The sequence below is a fragment of the Lactobacillus hominis DSM 23910 = CRBIP 24.179 genome (assembly GCF_000296835.1).
Lineage (GTDB): Bacteria > Bacillota > Bacilli > Lactobacillales > Lactobacillaceae > Lactobacillus > Lactobacillus hominis.
This window is the reverse complement of sequence record NZ_CAKE01000007.1, coordinates 14,432-30,981: the sequence shown is the minus strand read 5'-3', so window position 1 is coordinate 30,981 and position 16,550 is coordinate 14,432. Positions and strand designations below refer to the sequence as shown.

15 protein-coding genes are annotated in these 16,550 nt (G+C 34.4%); 1 reads left to right on the top strand and 14 read right to left on the bottom strand.

The window, feature by feature from the left end; translation table 11 throughout:
• Positions 1-106 precede the first annotated feature (106 nt).
• The 13 genes from BN55_RS04165 to BN55_RS04105 form a co-directional block, all read right to left on the bottom strand.
• Complete coding sequence (locus tag BN55_RS04165; protein WP_008470586.1) at positions 107-1,240, bottom strand: glycosyltransferase family 4 protein; 1,134 nt, start codon at positions 1,238-1,240, stop codon at positions 107-109.
• Positions 1,241-1,353: 113 nt separating this feature from the next.
• The gene (rny, locus tag BN55_RS04160; protein ID WP_008470585.1) at positions 1,354-2,994 is read right to left on the bottom strand and encodes a ribonuclease Y; all 1,641 of its coding nucleotides are present in this window, start codon (positions 2,992-2,994) and stop codon (positions 1,354-1,356) included.
• A gap of 126 nt (positions 2,995-3,120) precedes the next feature.
• Positions 3,121-4,224, bottom strand: coding sequence for a recombinase RecA (gene recA, locus BN55_RS04155; RefSeq protein WP_008470584.1), 1,104 nt, complete (start codon positions 4,222-4,224; stop codon positions 3,121-3,123).
• 172 nt (positions 4,225-4,396) lie between these two features.
• Positions 4,397-4,957: a CDP-diacylglycerol--glycerol-3-phosphate 3-phosphatidyltransferase gene (pgsA, locus tag BN55_RS04150; protein ID WP_008470583.1), complete on the bottom strand. Its 561-nt coding sequence runs from the start codon at positions 4,955-4,957 to the stop codon at positions 4,397-4,399.
• Between the two features lie 2 nt (positions 4,958-4,959).
• Positions 4,960-6,084, bottom strand: a complete 1,125-nt coding sequence (locus tag BN55_RS04145) for a helix-turn-helix domain-containing protein (protein ID WP_008470582.1) — start codon at positions 6,082-6,084, stop codon at positions 4,960-4,962.
• 56 nt (positions 6,085-6,140) lie between these two features.
• Entirely contained in the window at positions 6,141-6,869 is a 729-nt protein-coding gene (gene ymfI / locus BN55_RS04140) for an elongation factor P 5-aminopentanone reductase (RefSeq protein ID WP_008470581.1), read from the bottom strand.
• A 16-nt stretch (positions 6,870-6,885) separates the two neighbouring features.
• Entirely contained in the window at positions 6,886-8,106 is a 1,221-nt protein-coding gene (locus BN55_RS04135; RefSeq protein ID WP_008470580.1) for a M16 family metallopeptidase, read from the bottom strand.
• A complete protein-coding gene (locus BN55_RS04130) occupies positions 8,103-9,317 on the bottom strand; it encodes a M16 family metallopeptidase (RefSeq protein WP_008470579.1) in 1,215 nt (404 codons plus the stop codon). Before BN55_RS04130 ends, BN55_RS04135 begins: the two co-directional genes overlap by 4 nt.
• Positions 9,310-11,793 (bottom strand): DNA translocase FtsK, encoded by a 2,484-nt coding sequence (locus BN55_RS04125; protein ID WP_008470578.1) that lies wholly within the window; start codon positions 11,791-11,793, stop codon positions 9,310-9,312. The genes BN55_RS04130 and BN55_RS04125 overlap by 8 nt, the downstream gene beginning before the upstream one ends.
• Positions 11,794-11,805: 12 nt before the next feature.
• Positions 11,806-12,243, bottom strand: a complete 438-nt coding sequence (locus BN55_RS04120; protein ID WP_008470576.1) for a DUF1149 family protein — start codon at positions 12,241-12,243, stop codon at positions 11,806-11,808.
• A 2-nt stretch (positions 12,244-12,245) separates the two neighbouring features.
• Entirely contained in the window at positions 12,246-12,803 is a 558-nt protein-coding gene (locus BN55_RS04115) for a tRNA (cytidine(34)-2'-O)-methyltransferase (RefSeq protein ID WP_008470574.1), read from the bottom strand.
• Between the two features lie 71 nt (positions 12,804-12,874).
• Positions 12,875-14,071: an AI-2E family transporter gene (locus BN55_RS04110; RefSeq protein WP_008470572.1), complete on the bottom strand. Its 1,197-nt coding sequence runs from the start codon at positions 14,069-14,071 to the stop codon at positions 12,875-12,877.
• Positions 14,071-14,463 carry a PTS glucitol/sorbitol transporter subunit IIA gene (locus tag BN55_RS04105; protein WP_008470571.1) on the bottom strand — a complete coding sequence of 131 codons (393 nt, stop codon included), beginning with the start codon at positions 14,461-14,463 and terminating at the stop codon, positions 14,071-14,073. The genes BN55_RS04110 and BN55_RS04105 overlap by 1 nt, the downstream gene beginning before the upstream one ends.
• 122 nt (positions 14,464-14,585) lie before the next feature.
• On the opposite strand from BN55_RS04105, the gene BN55_RS04100 reads away from it, so the two are divergent.
• On the top strand, positions 14,586-15,617 hold the full coding sequence (locus BN55_RS04100) for a lactonase family protein (RefSeq protein ID WP_008470570.1): 1,032 nt from the start codon (positions 14,586-14,588) through the stop codon (positions 15,615-15,617).
• A 94-nt stretch (positions 15,618-15,711) separates the two neighbouring features.
• Here the strand turns inward: BN55_RS04100 and BN55_RS04095 are convergent, their stop codons facing one another.
• Complete coding sequence (locus tag BN55_RS04095) at positions 15,712-16,428, bottom strand: HAD family hydrolase (RefSeq protein ID WP_008470569.1); 717 nt, start codon at positions 16,426-16,428, stop codon at positions 15,712-15,714.
• Between the last annotated feature and the right edge of the window lie 122 nt (positions 16,429-16,550).

Here is a 16,550-nt window from a genome sequence, read left to right as displayed (position 1 = left end):
TTGTAAATACCAATTTTGTCTTGTTTAGATAATTTAGCCATAAATAAAAACCTCGAAATTCTTGTCCGAATTTCGGGGTTCATATCATAATGATACGCCTTTTTAGTTAATTCTTATTCTTTTTCTCATCGCTTAAATGGTGCGTTTTAACTTCCGGATCTGCACGCATCATCTTATTAATCATTTTCTGTAAGAAATGAAGCAGCGGTTTATAGTGCTCACCTAAAAGTCCAATTGTTTCTACAAATAACTCTAAGGCAAATAATAGACCAACGATTAATGGCCAAATACCCCAAGCAGGTGCTGCAATAAAGAGTAATGACACAAATGAGAAAATCAGTGATAAGCCGTAAATTGCTAACACAGTTTGACGGTGACTTAATCCCATTTTCATCAATTGGTGGTGCAAGTGATGTTTATCAGCTTGTGAAATAGGCTTTTTATTTAGCTTACGACGAATCATTGCATAAATAGTATCAGTAATTGGTACACCCAAGATAATAATCGGTACTAATAAAGAAATAAAGGTTACGTTCTTTAATCCTTTTAATGACAATACCGAAATCATAAATCCAATATACAATGCACCCGTATCGCCTAAGAAAATTTTAGCGGGATGAAAGTTATATGGTAAAAAGCCTAGCAAACACGCAGCTAACATGATACACATAATTGGAACGTAATGCTGCCAAGTATGCAAGAAAAAGAAACCAACGATTCCCATTGTGGTTAAAGAAATCATTGAAACCCCGGTAGCTAGGCCATCAAGCCCATCAATTAGGTTGACTGCATTAGTTAAGGCTAAAATCCAAAAAACAGTAATTGGCAAACTCCACCATCCTAGCTGAATATCTCCTAGCCAAGGCAATGAAATTTCATTCATTTTAATACCGGCCAAGAAATAAATCACCAAGGACGCAATAAAAATACCTAACATTTTTTGGCGGGGCTTGAGTTCTAAAATATCATCAATCAATCCCGTTAAAATGATGACACTGGATGCTAATAATATTGAAAACAGTTCATGAGTTGGAAACTCATTTCTCAGTAAAACAAACTCGCCAATATTAAAAGCTACAAAGATGCCTAATCCCCCAATTGTAGGCATTGGCTTTTTATTAACTCGACGTGCGTTCGGGTTATCCACAGCACCCAAAACGAAAGCGAGCTTTCGAATAAATGGTGTAATAGCTGCAGAAATTATAACAAGTAAAAATATTTTAACTATATTTTGAAACATAAAAAGCTACTTTCTTAAACTTCTGATTTTAATTATACAAATTGCCCCTAGTGAAAACAACTCACAATGTTAAAGAAATAATAAAAAAGCCAAGTTGATACTTGGCTTTTTTATTATTTGGCAATTGCAACTGCCCGTTTTTCTCGAATAACTGTAACTTTAATATTACCAGGATATTCCATATCATCTTCAATTTGATTCTTAATATCTCTTGCTAAAATTACCGTACGGTCATCAGATATCTTATCTGGTTCAACCATTACTCTAATCTCGCGTCCAGCTTGAATTGCATAAGCTTGAGCAACTCCTTGGTGACTCTTAGCTATTGTTTCTAGCTGTTCAAGTCTTCTAATATAATTTTCAAGAGACTCGCTTCTTGCACCTGGACGAGCTGAAGATATAGTATCTGCAGCTACAACTAATTCCGCAATAAACGACAATTTTGGCACATCTCCATGATGCGCTGCAATAGCGTTAACAACCAAATCAGGTTCATGATATTTACGGGCTAATTCAACACCAATTTCTACGTGAGAACCCTCGATTTCATAATCGATGGATTTTCCTATATCGTGTAATAATCCCGCGCGTACCGCTATTTTTTCATCTAATCCAAGTTCAGCAGCCATTACTCCAGTTAGTTTTCCAACTTCGATTGAGTGAGCTAAAACGTTTTGACCATATGATGTTCTATATTTTAATCTACCTAAAATCTTAACAAGCTCTGGATGCATCTTATGAATACTCAATTCCATCAATGCATTTTCACCTGCCTCGTAGATGTCGTCATTAACCTCTTTACGAGCTCTATCTACCATTTCTTCAATGCGAGCGGGGTGAATACGTCCATCCTTAACTAAGCGTTCTAAAGCCCTCTTAGCTATCTCACGTCTAATTGGATCAAACCCACTTAATACAACCACGTCAGGTGTATCATCGATGATTAAATCAATTCCTGTTAATGCTTCAAAGGAACGAATATTTCGACCTTCACGACCAATGATTCTTCCCTTCATATCATCATTTGGTAAATTTACAACTGAAACAGTTTTTTCAGATACCGTATCAGCTGCACTACTTTGAATAGCTTCAACAATTACTTTACGTGCAAAATGATCAGCCTTAGCTTGCACTTCTTCATTGCTTTCTCTAATAAGCTGCGCACGTTCAGAAATTAACTGGTCTGACAAGTTATCTAAAACAATCTTTTTAGCTTGTTCAGGCTCTAACTTAGCAACTTCAAGCAACTTTTTCTCTCTTTGAGAAATAAGCTCATCCGCATGCTTTTGTTTTTCTTGAACTTGAACTTCTAACTGCTTAACTTGATTTTCCTTTTGTGTGATTTTTGCATCTTTTTGATCTAATAAATTATCCTTATGATCAATGGCGTCTTCACGCTGCAATAATCTATTTTCTTGCTTAGAAACCTCTTGTCTGCGCTGATTCAATTCATTATCGACTCTTTCACGATATTGATGAATTTCTTCTTGTGCTTCAAGAATCTTCTCTTTTTTAGCATCTTGAGCTTCTTTTTTGATGCTCTGAGCTTGCAGCTTTTGTTTTTCAACTTCAGCCTTAGCTGAGGCAAGCTTTTCATTTGCTTGAGCAAGAATATGATCTGCATCATGTTGTGCATTAGCAGCTTTCTTTTCCCACTTATGCTTACGCAATCCGTATCCAGCTGCACCACCAATTAGAATAGAAACAATAGCGATAGCTGCAGAAATTATAACTATACTTGTTGTATTTATCATTTTTACTATCGCCTTTTTTAATCAGAATTATTTCACACATATTAATAATAAAAGTAGCAGCCTTTAAAGTCAATCTAACAAAATAGACCTCGGCATTAAATACCAAGGTCTAAATTTATTTCTTCGCTATTTTTTGTCTGCCTCTTTTTTGGAGTTACTCACTTCGTCTTTGGCATCTTTACCTTTTTTTATAGCCTCTTTAACTTTCTCAGGATCTTCGCGATCTTGAATAGACTCTGAATCTATGCCGTAGGCTGCACGAACCTTTTCCATAACTTCATCAAAGACTTCTGGATGATCTTGCAAGTATTGCTTAGCATTCTCTCTACCTTGTCCGATGCGATCATCACCATATGAATACCATGAACCAGCTTTATTGATAATATCCTTATCAGCAGCCATATCAATTAATTCACCAGTTTGAGAAATTCCGTGACCATACATAATATCTACTTCTGCAACCTTAAATGGAGGAGCAACCTTGTTTTTAACAACTTTTAGTTTTACACGGTTACCAATTACGTCACTGCCTTGCTTAATTTGTTCAGCACGACGAACTTCTAATCTAATAGTTGAATAAAACTTTAATGCTCGACCACCAGGAGTAGTTTCTGGATTACCAAACATAACCCCAACTTTTTCACGAATTTGGTTAATGAATATTGCGATCGTCTTAGTTTTAGAAATAGTACCGGAAAGTTTACGTAATGCTTGGCTCATCAATCTTGCTTGCAAACCAACATGAGAATCTCCCATTTCACCTTCAATTTCTGCTCTAGGAACCAAAGCAGCAACTGAATCGACTACCACAATATCGATAGCTCCACTTGAAATCAAGGTATCTGCAATTTGCAAGCCTTCTTCACCAGTATTTGGTTGTGAAAGAATTAATGAATCAATATCAACGCCCAATGCTTCAGCATATGCTGGATCCATTGCGTTTTCGGCATCAATATAAGCTGCTGTTCCACCACGCTTTTGAACTTCAGCTACAGCGTGCAAGGCTACAGTAGTCTTACCAGAACTTTCAGGTCCATAAACTTCAACGATTCTGCCCCGTGGATAGCCACCTACGCCTAATGCAGCATCTAATGCTAATGATCCAGTTGGAACAGTTGAAATTTGCGTATCAACTTTTTCGCCCATACGCATAACTGCACCCTTACCAAAATTCTTTTCAATTTTCTTAAGTGCAGCATCTAATGCTGCTTTCTTTTCATCTTTAGCCAACTTGAGACCTCCTACATTATTCAATTATACTTATTAATTTCTATAAAAATCAAGAAATAAGCGAACAAATGTTTTAAGATAATATTTATTCTACACTCTTTATTACACTAAAACTAGTTTTTTTTATTTAAAAATATAAAAAATAAAAGAAGCCCTCGCTTCTTTTACTTAATTACATTGAACCTTTAAATACGCTACCACTTTGCTTGAAATAATCATAACCTGAGTAAATCGTAAAAATAAGTGCCAAGTACAATAAAATTGTTCCAATATAGTAAATATCGCCAATTAATAAGAAAATAATCGAAAGCATTTGGCAAGTCGTCTTGATCTTACCAGGCATTTTAGCAGCTAAAACTTGACCTTTATTTTCAGCTAAAATTAATCGTAAACCAGTTACTGCTAATTCACGACAAACAATAATAGCAATTACCCATGCTGGAGCCAATTTTAATTCAACTAAGAAAATAAATGCAGTCATAGTAAGCATTTTATCTGCTAAGGGATCTGCAAATTTACCAAAATTAGTAACTAAATTTCTAGCTCTGGCAATATGACCATCAAACCAATCAGTTGCTGAAGCCACCGCAAAAACAACAGCAGCGATAACTAATTTCCAATAAACGGTAGAGCCGGCAAATTCAACGTGAGCATTACCACCGAAGATAATAATTAGCATAAATACAGGGATTAAGAAAATCCGGAAACAGGTTAATTTATTAGGCAAATTCATTATTATCTACTTTGACCTCCGTTAGTTTGTCCTTGATTAGTTGCACCATTTTGCGTGTTTTGACTTGGTTGAGCTTGTTGCGTCGAGCTCTGAGTATTAGCTGATGAAGTTTGCGTGTTTTGAGTCTGATTTTGCGCTGGACGTTGAACATTTTGAGTTTGGCTTGTGCTATTTTGACTACTTTGAGTGTTAGCTTGGCTATTAGTGTTATTTGTATTAGCAGAATAAGTATTCGTTTGAGTATTATTTTGCACACTAGTTGTATTGTTATTTGTTTGTGCATTTTGCTTTACTGCGCCAAACACAAAACTAACAGTTAGAGGAGCATTTGGATTATTAGCATTATGTGCTGTCACTTTTTTACCAGCCAAAGTTAATTTAGTCGATGAAGAGTTACCAAAGTTAACTTGCACATTTTTGACATCTTTAGAAAGCGTCAATTTATGTTCACTATTTGCTTGTAAAGTACCAGACCATCTAACTTGTCCATCAACTGTTACTTGGGCCCAAGTTGAAACAGAACCGGTTGACAATCTCAAATCGCGATCAGTTGCCTTTTTAAAGTCTAAAACGCGATATCTATTTTCACCTAATTTTTCAATTCTTACTTTTGAAGTCTTAGTTTTATGAGTAACAGTCTTTTTCTTCGAAGAAGACTCTGAAGATGATGAAACAGTTACATTATCTGCTTGATTTGCAGCTTGTTGATTTGAGCCTGGAGCAAAGAAGTGGGCGTAAACTAAATAAATTACAAAAATTACTAAAAATACGCCGATTATAGCTGCTGCTTTTGGTAAATATGATTTCCAAAGTCCTTGTTTATTTCTAGTAGTTCTTCTAACCTCTTCAGTCTTATTATCAATTGAATTTTCGACATATTCTTCAGGTTTAGACTTAGGAACTTCTGAATGAAAATCATTTAACAACTCATTTCCATTCAACCCTACTACTTGTGCATATTGCTTAATGAATGCACGAACATAGAAATCGCCTGGTAATTGATCAAAATCATTGTTTTCCAAAGCAGTCAGATAACGTCTTTGAATCTTAGTTATTTTTTCTACATCTTCAATAGACATACCCTTTGCTTTTCTAGCGCTACGTAATTTATCTCCGATATCTGCCATAATAACCTCTCACTTTTTTGCATAATCAAATATGAGTATACCAAAATCCATGGTACTTAAACAAGCCAACCACCATCAATATAAATCGTTTGGCCTGTTAAATAATCTGCCTTTTCAGACAAAAGCGTCTTAACCCAATAAGCTACGTCACTACCTTGAGCTAATCTACCTGCTGGAATTTCACTTTTTACTTCATCAAGAGTATCTTGATCAAAAATATTGTTCATTGGCGTGTCAACTGCACCTGGAGCGAGTACATTCACTGTTAAATGACTTGATGCTACTTCTCTAGCATATCCCTTACTAAATGCACTTAAGCCACCTTTAGATGCACTATAAACTGATTCAAGTGCACTAGCTTGTTTACCATAAACAGAACCCAAAAATATTATGCGACTATGGTCATACTTTAGTAGCATATTTTCTAAAAAAGATACAATTTTAATTGGAACTACTAAATTGACTTGCATAATTTTATCAATGGTTGCAAAATCTTGATCTTTCAAAAAATTATAATCAGTAATTCCTTGAGCAAAAATTAATGCATTAACTGGAAAAATAGTCGCTAAAATATCTTTAATATCCTTCATTGAATCCAAAAAAGATAGTTTCAAAGTAAAGAAATCTTGTTTTGGAAACTTCTGACTAAACTTTTTTTGCAGTTTTTGAGCTGCCGATTCATTATGATCATAATGCAAATATAGCGACCAACCATCAGCAGCTAATTGCTTAGCAATTGCTTGACCAATACCACCTGTTGATCCAAAAATTAATGCTCGTTTCATAGATTCTCTCTTTTGCTTATTTATTTAAGGTTGCTGTAAATATATCACTTTTATGGATAATACGTTCAACAAATCGGTAAAATTCAGTAAAACTTAAAGTTTGCAAAAATTGAAAGACCTGGTCCATTGATTCATGATCTAAATTTAATTCCGCCTGTTCAATTGCAACACTATCAATTTCATTTAACTGACGCAAATATTTGGCTAAAAATAATTTCTTTTGCCTTTCAAACTCTTTTTCTGTTATATCCAAATTTTGGAAATTTTCTTGAATATCTCTTAACAAATCATCTGCTTGATTAGAAACTCCAGTGATAATAATAAAATTACCCTGTCTAGTATATGTCACATTAGTCGACAAAGGCGAATGTAAGATATCAGCTTTTTGTTCCTGTTCAAACCAACTGCTACTTGGACTAAAGCAAATTACTAGCATCATTTCAAGTAAAATTTCAGCTTCTAAATCAGACAAGCCAAATTCAGCAAAAGCAGACAAACGTAACCCAATACCTACTTGACCAATTGAAACATCGCCTTTTATTTCTTCATGCTTTATTTTACTTGGGATAGAAGTTTTACTTGTCTTTTTTAAGTTCTTTTTAGATTTAAAAAATTTTTGCTGCAATTTATTGATTTGAGTAAACATGCTTTTAATTTGATAATCGCTAAAATCGCCACATGCTACAAAAGATAAATTTTGAGCATAGTAGTGATTTTTATAGATATCAAGCAAAGTCTTACTATCCATCTTTTTAATTGAATCAAGAGTACCTGTTAAATCATGGGCTAAATTAGTCTTAGGAAACATTCTACTTAGCAAAGAATGATTTACTTTCCATTCTGGATCATCTTGATACATAGCAAGCTCTTGACTAATAATTTGTTTTTCTTTATCTACGTTTTCTTTAGTAAAATGCGTTGTACCCACTAATTCAAATAACAAATCCAGCACTTTTGACCAGTGATCAACAAAACTTGCATAAAACATAGTTTCATTATATGCAGTAAAAGCATTGCTTTCACATCCCAATTGGTCAAATCCTATCGAAATATCTCCTGACTCTTTAGCAAATAGCTTATGCTCTAAAAAGTGGGCTCCTCCAGCTAGCTTTTGGCTATCTGCACCACCAAAGTCCACAATAATTCCCATAAACTTCTTTTTAAAATAAGGCTTTTTTATTATTTGAGCTTGAAAGCCGGATTTATACTTCTTCTTAACTACTTCTATTTTTTTCATTTTAAACAGTAACTTTCATTTAAAAAGAGTGCCTGACTAAACTTCACCATATCAGTTAGCGTCACTTTATCAACCATTTTAATGCGTTCTTGTAAGCTCACGTTTTTGCCCTTTAAGGCATCAGATAAAAGCAAAAGCATTTGGCGATCTAAACTATCTTGGCCTACAACATAAATTTTCTTGGTCTTTTGTTTAGCCTTTTTAAAAAGCTGCTCGTCTACTTCATTTTGTGCAACTTTATTGATTTGATTCTCTATTTCAGCTTTAACTTGATCAAGTTTGGACTTTTCAATTCCGGTACTAATTAAAAATAATGAATTATTTAAATAATTGCTTGCATCGACGGCATAAGCTGCACCAAGTTTTTCACGAATATTAACAAATAATTTTGAAGATTCATCGCCTGCCAAATAATTACCAAATACTAAGCCAGAAAATTGGCGAATTTTTAGTGGCAATTCATAATCATAACCATAGCCCAATAATAATTGTGTCTGCTCACTATTTCTCATTTTCACTTCATCAATTGGAGCATAATGAGCCGGAATAGTAAGATTTTGCGTTTCAAATGGCATTGCACAGCCTGCCCAATTTAATTCTGGTTGAATTAAGTCAGTTAACAAATCTGGATCTTGCGCTAGGCCTAAACATACCGTTGGACAATTTGATAGATTATTAAAAAAGGCAGTAATATTGTCTACGCTACAATTTTCTAAAACATCAGGATCTCCAAAGGTACTTTCTTGCCATTGAGGTGTTTTACGATACCAATAATTAAAAAATTGTTCATAAGCATAATTTTCTGGAATATCAAAAAATTGGCTTTTTTCTGCTGTCAATCTTTCTTTAGCTGCATGCAGCAATTGCTCATTCAAAATAGGATTGTTGACAATCTCAAAATAAGTTCTCACAATCACGCGATAATTATAATCAGGATCTAAAATTTCTCGCGGTTCAACAAAGTTAGTCACATAAAACATTAATATCTGACTACCAAATACTTCTGGTATTACCGTTAAATGCATATCATAAAGCTCTTCTAGTGCTTTTGCCTGAACACTCACACCAGGATAATAAGTACTTGCCATATTTTGCATAGTCGCTAATAAATTAGCAAGAGCTAGATTTTTCTTATTTAAAGGCATACGTAAAAAACAGCCAAATGTGGCTGTTGTAAATTTTAAGTTGTGCTCAATTTGAATATTAGCCATTGTTATCTCCTTGTTTTTCTGGAGGAACCAATACTTGTCTTGGTTTAGAGCCTTCAGAAGGTCCTACAATTCCTTTTGCTTCCATTTCATCAACGATTCTCGCAGCTCTATTATAACCAATTCTAAAACGTCTTTGCAGCATTGAAACACTAGCTGATTGTTGCTTCCTAACCAAAGAAACAGCTTCATTATAAAACTCATCCTCTGGTTCATCGCTGGCTGAGTCAGTAGCAGTCGTATCTTTGGCTGAAGGAATCATATCTTCATTGTATTCAGCTTCTTGCTGGTCTTTTACCCATGAAACTATCTTTTCAACTTCATCAACTGAAATATAAGCACCTTGAATACGTTCAGGCTTAGCAGCTCCAATCGGTAAAAAGAGCATATCTCCACGACCCAGTAGTTTTTCAGCACCTACTTGATCTAAGATTGTTCTTGAATCGACACCGCTGGAGACTGCAAATGAAATTCTAGAAGGCACATTAGCCTTAATTAAACCAGTAATAACGTCTACACTAGGTCTTTGAGTTGCCAAAATCATATGAATTCCTGCCGCTCTAGCCATTTGCGCCAAACGAACAATTGCATCTTCTACATCATGGCCGGCCACCATCATCAGGTCGCTCAACTCGTCAACAATGACAACGACATATGGTAATTTTTCCATTACCGGTTTAGATTTATCAGCATTATTTTCAGCAACTTTTTGATTAAACTCGGTAATATTTCTTACACCAGAAGCAGCAAATAATTTATAGCGCCGCTCCATTTCTTTAACAGTCTTGCGCAAAGCGTTAGCTGCCAATTTAGCATCAGTAACTACTGGAATTAACAAATGAGGCACGCCATTATAAACAGAAAGCTCAACCATCTTCGGATCAATTAATACCAGCTTAACTTCTTGCGGATCTGATTTCATAAGAATCGAAGTAATAATTGTGTTGATTGCCACAGACTTTCCTGAACCAGTAGAACCGGCAATCAACAAGTGAGGCATCTTTCTTAAATCTGCTGAAATTGTGGTTCCAGTTACATCTTTACCCAATGGAACTGCAAGATCTTCATGCTTAGATTTATTATCTTGATGCAGCATTACATCCTTAAAAGAAACTGCCGAAGTTGTCTTATTTGGCACTTCAATACCAATTAAAGGCTTACCCGGAATTGGGGCTTCGATACGAATATCTTTAGCAGCTAAGGCTAAAGCCAAATCATCTGCCAAATTAACAATTCGGCTGACTTTAACGCCGACTGCTGGCTGGACTTCATAGCGAGTAACAGTTGGTCCTAAAACAGCTTTTTTAACATTTACTTTTACACCGAAACTGTTAAAAGTTGACTCTAAAACTTGCGTATTTTTCTGAATCAACTGCCTATCTTGACTTTGATCCACGGACTTAATTGGAGCTAATAAACTCATTGGAGGTTTTACATAATGCTCATTTTTAGTACTATTAGCAACTTTAGTATCAAAATCACCATGATCTACGCCAGAAAGCTCTTGACGAATCTTATTGTCATCTTCAGTAAATGAGTGTGATTTTGGCAAATCATCGCTTGTTTTAGAATGAGTAACTTCAACATTTGAGATCTGATTAGTTGATTCGGTAGTTAAACTATCGTCAGCAACAGGCGCACTTTCTTGAATTGGAATTGCACTATATTGCGCTTGGTCATCATCTTCAGTTGGCGTTGCATTTGAAAACTCTGTTTGATTATCAGGCTGCGTTTTAGCATTTGAAGCATTAAAGTCATCTGTATTAGGAAACGGATCTTCGTTACGACTTAAGGGATCAGTTAATTTTTCACGATTCGAAGCCACTTTTTGGGTGTGCTTTTCTACTAAATCTGTATATTTAGTCTTTAAAGCATCACCAGCATCTTTATTTTTCTCAATAAATAGCTGAGAAAACTTTTGAAATTTTTCGACTACATCTTTAAATTTAATGTTTACAATCATTGCTAAACCAATAATGATTGCAATAATTGCTAAAAAACGTGTTCCGATATTACTAAAAATTGGGAAGGTAATCTGATATAAACTAGTCCCAATAATTCCGCCACCGATAGCATTTGTATTTTGTCCGCGGCTAAATTCAGCACTGATCGTTGTCAAAAAGCTATCAATAAAGCCATGATTGATCATCATGTCAGAAAAATATGTGCTGCTTTGCCATAAAGCTAGCCCGCAATAGCTCAGAATCAAACCAGTCGTCTTTTTTATTCCTAAATGTGGAGGTTGATTATAAATAATCATTACTAAGCCAAAAATTCCGGTTAATAGAGAAGCTAAATAATGACTGTCTCCCACTATAAAGCGGAAACAATTAATCAATTGTCTACTAAAAATTCCAAAACGTAAGCAGGAAAAAATTGCCAGCAAAAGCAAAATAAGCCCTGTTATTACCCAGGACATATCTTGTTTTTGTTTTTTTGTAGTCTTTCTTTTTTTGCTTCGTTTTTTTCTTTTAGGCATTACAAGACCTTCCTAATCTTCGTCCTTACTTTGATCATCATTTTTCAACAATTCATCAAAATTAGACTTGAAGTTCAAGTTAACTGGTTGATCTAAAGTGATCTGAGTAACTTCATAAGTTAAAGTTTCAATTTCTTCAACTAAAGGACGTGACAATAATTGATAATCAGCAGAACTTAAATCTTTTCCTTCGCCGAAATATCCCATTAATTGCACAACTTGAGTAATAAGTCCAGAAACAGTAAACATCCCTGGTGCAGGTGCTACTTCAAAAGGTACGCCAATTTCAAAGTATCTGCCTTCTTTACTTTCTGGCATTTCATTGCCTTGATCATCATTTTGCACTACTTGGCGAATAGAAACATTAACTTCGCTTTTCACCTTTGGTTCTTCATTAATATCATAGTGAAAATTTCTAACAATGATTGGGGTCATTTTCTTAAAATCCATAATTATTCTTCTCCTAAATTTCTTTCGTAACGTCCCGGACGGTTATAGTTATCTTTTAATTTATCATTTTCATAATGATGGCTAGTTTCCATATTAGGAAAACCTTGCTGACGCAAAGCTTCTAACAAAACCATCGCAACTGAATTAGATAAATTGTAGCAGCGAATATTATCCGACATTGGAATACGTAAATTACGGTCATAATATTCTCTCATAAAGGTCTCTGGCAGACCAGTGGTTTCTTTACCAAAAACAAAGTAATAATTTTTATTAGGATCAGTATAATCCACCTGGGCATAATTTTTGGAAGAAAACTTAGAAATTAAATACATTTCATCATTTGGACCAAGCGTATCTAAAAATGCATTTAAATCATCATGCATTCTAATATCAACTTTATCCCAATAATCTAATCCAGCACGCTTCATTTTCTTATTATCAATTTGAAAACCTAATGGCTCAATCAAATCTAAAACCGTGTTAGTTCCTGCACATGTTCTAGCAATATTTCCAGTATTAGCTGGCATTAAAGGTTCAAATAATACTACATGGTTAGTCATAAAATAAACTCCTTGTAAAAAAACGTAGTACCCCTGAGGTCAAGTACCACGTTTATTTGTCTAATACAATTTTACTCTTTACTTAGCTTTTTATCATCATTATCAGGTTTATTTTCATCTTCTTCATACAAATCAGAAATAGTTCGATAATAATTGAATAATCTGGTAACAATAATTTTAATAATTGCATAAACTGGAATTGCAAAAATAACGCCCCACAATCCAGAAATTGCACTTGCACCAATCAAAAGCAAGATTGTTGTTACTGGATTCATATTCATCTTATTACCCATAACTAAAGGAGAAACTACACGGCCCTCAATAGTCTGTTCAATCGCAAATACTATTGCAACTTTGAAAAGCATAAATGGCGAATTCATAATGGCTAAAATTACTACCGGAATCATTGAGATAAAGGTTCCAAAATAAGGAATCAAGTTCAAAAATCCTGCTAAAACAGCTAAAGTCAAACCATAATTTAAGCCAATTACTGAATAACCGATAGCAAACATTACGCCCACCCAAAAGGCAACTGTAATCTGGCCCCTAATATATGCAGAAACAGCACCATTTATGTCGTGTAGCAAGCTAGAAAAACTTGGTTGCAATCTAGTTGGTGCAAATTTTGCTAAGTAAGGCGTCAACTTGTGTCCGTCTTTTAACATGAAAAACAAAACAAATGGTGCCGTAAGTAAGGTCATAAAGATCATAGTTACAACACTAACAGCTGAAGAAAGATTATTAATTGCCAAATTAATACTATCTTGACTGTTTTTGAAGATTTTAGACTGAGCATCAGCTACAGCATCATTAATATTGCCTCTTACGCTGCTTAAACGTGGATCGTGCAGCATATGATCAAATGAGCGTTGAGCATCGCGCCAATAATCAGGCCAATTCTTAATCAATGATTCTGTTTGTTTTTGAACAACTGGCACTAGTGAATTAATAATCCAGATAAGTAATCCTAAAACCAAAATAAACAAAACAATAATTGTCACTAAACGTGGCACTTTAAATTTTCGCTCTAAAAAATCAACCACTGGATTCATTAAGTAATATTGAATTGCTGCCACTAAAATTGGCGGCAAAATCGCATTAAAAAATGTCCAAAATGGATTTAAAACAAAGGAAATTTTATTAAAAACGAAAATTATCAAAAAGAAAAGTAAGAGGTTTAGCAAAACAATACTAAAACGATTATCTAAAAACCATCTTACAAAAATGTTGTCATGATAGCGGTTTAGTCTATTTTTCTTATTCTCCATTAGTTCAGCTCTTCTCCATGAATATATTCAATTTCATCATTTACTTTAAAATTAGGAATTGTTTCTTCATCAGATTTTTGCAGGTATATGGCATTTTTCATTAGCTGCTCTGGAACTTGATCAATAAAAACTAAAGTAACATGTCCCATTTCTTTCATATCGTCTGCAACTAACCTACCTGCACCCAGCGCCTTATACAAATGATCATTAATTTTAACTTGGTCGCCTTTTTCAAAAATGAAATTATCTAAAGAATTATCCTTATCAAATTCTTGAATAACTGAAACATTCATTAATTCGTCAGTGGCGTTGTTGCCAAACATAATGATAATATTTTCGCGTGGATCAATAGCTTGCTTGCCTACTTCTAAAATTTTTGCTTTCCATTTCATGATAAATTCTCCTTAAAGTAGATTTTATCATTAAAGACAGGCGAATACATGATCTTATGTAAATTATTTTAAGTAAGTATTTATGCTATACTTTAATCGATTAGAAATAGGGAGGTTCTTTTATGAAAATTTTATTTGGTGGCTATACTAGTCACGATTCTAAAGGCATTTATCAAGGCGAAATTGATTTAAATTCACAAACTCCTGAAGTCACAAATGTTCAAAATATTATTGAAATTCAGCGTCCAACATATTTCCAAGTAGATCAGGATAGAGACTTATTATTTTCTATTGATCAACCAGATTCAGAAAACGCTGGGATTGCTTCATTTCATAAAAATGCGGGCAAATACACTGAGGTAAGTACTTACCTTCACCCTGGCGCTGCACCTTGCTATGTAGGAATCAATACTAAAAAGCAATTACTTTACACCGCTAACTACCATTTAGGAACTGCTAACGTTTTTAGCTACGACGATCAAGGAAATATTAAATTTATAGCTAGCACAAAACATACTGGCAAAGGTCCGCGTCCCGAACAAGATTCAGCTCATATCCACTACTTTGACCAAACACCAGCTGGACATTTAGTTACTTGTGATTTAGGAACAGATAGTGTTGATTTTTACGATTTAAAAGATGATCAATTAGTTCACTTAGCCCAATATCAAATGGAAAAAGGCTTTGGAACACGTCACATTACCTTTTCTCCTGATGGTAAATTAATGTTTATTGTTGGTGAACTTTCAAGCCAAGTAAACGTAGCTAAACTTAATGAAGACACCTGGGAATTCGAAAGCATCGCTACTTATAAGACTATTCCTGAAGACTTTAAAGAACACAATGGTGCCGCAGCTATTTTAATTTCTAAAGACGGTAAATTTATCTACGTCACCAACCGTGGTAACGATTCAATTGCTGTCTTCAGAGTTTTAGCTGATGGACATCTAGATTTAGTTCAAAGAATTTCAGTATTTGGGTCTTTCCCTAGAGATTTCAACTGGGATCCCTCTCAAACTTATCTCGTTGCCGCAAATCAAAATACTAATAACGCTACTTTATACCGTAGAAATTCTAAAGATGGAACTTTAACTCCAATTCAAAAAAATATTTTAGTTCCTGAAGCAACTAGAGTCTTATTTACCGAGAAATAATTTTTATAATTTTTGAGTCATGAATAAACTTTCATGACTTTTATTTTTCAAAAAAGGCCTTTTGCAACTTACTTACAAAAGGTCTTATCTCTGCTTATTTTAAAATTTCATTTTCTAATTCTTGAGCATTATTAACCAAGATAGTTGCGCCAAACTTTTTCAAAAACTCACTATTTCTAAATCCCCAAGTTACCGCGATCTCGTCCATCTTGGCATTAGCCGCTGTTTGCAGATCAATTTCTGAATCACCGATATAAACGCAATCTTCAGGTTTAACATTTAATTCTTCAACGCATTTATTTACCATATCAGGATAAGGCTTACGACGAATCTGATCAGCTTGACCTAAGACAAAATCAAAATAACCATCAAAATGCTGCTGAACTAAAATTTGAACAGCTTCATTTGGTTTGTTAGAAACCACAGCTAGCTTAAGGCCTTTTTGATGCAGCTGCTTAGACATTTGTAAAATTCCAGCAAAGGGACCTGTTTTTATGTTTGAATGTTTTTCATAATATGGTTTAAATAAGCCCAATAAACGTTCAACTTCGTCATCAGTAACTTTGCTTGGTAAAACTTCTTGGTCAGTTCCAACAGCAACTAAACTTTCAACGCTTGCGCCATATTCATATGCCAACGCACGCTTTATTGCAACTTGCACGCCACTACCAAAAAAGTTATGAATATCGCTGACAGTATAATCATGACGATGGCCAGCTTGTTTCATAATATGATTTAAAGAATGGGTTAAATCTTGCGAAGTATCTAAGATTGTTCCATCCATATCAAAAATTGCAGCTTTATATACCATAATAATCCCTTTCCAATTCAAAACTAAGTTATAGTTTATCAAATAATCGAAAAGTTTTAAAAGTTAGTAGTGGATTTAGAATGATTCTAGCTTTGCAAAAAAATTTTTAAACAAGGAGTTTT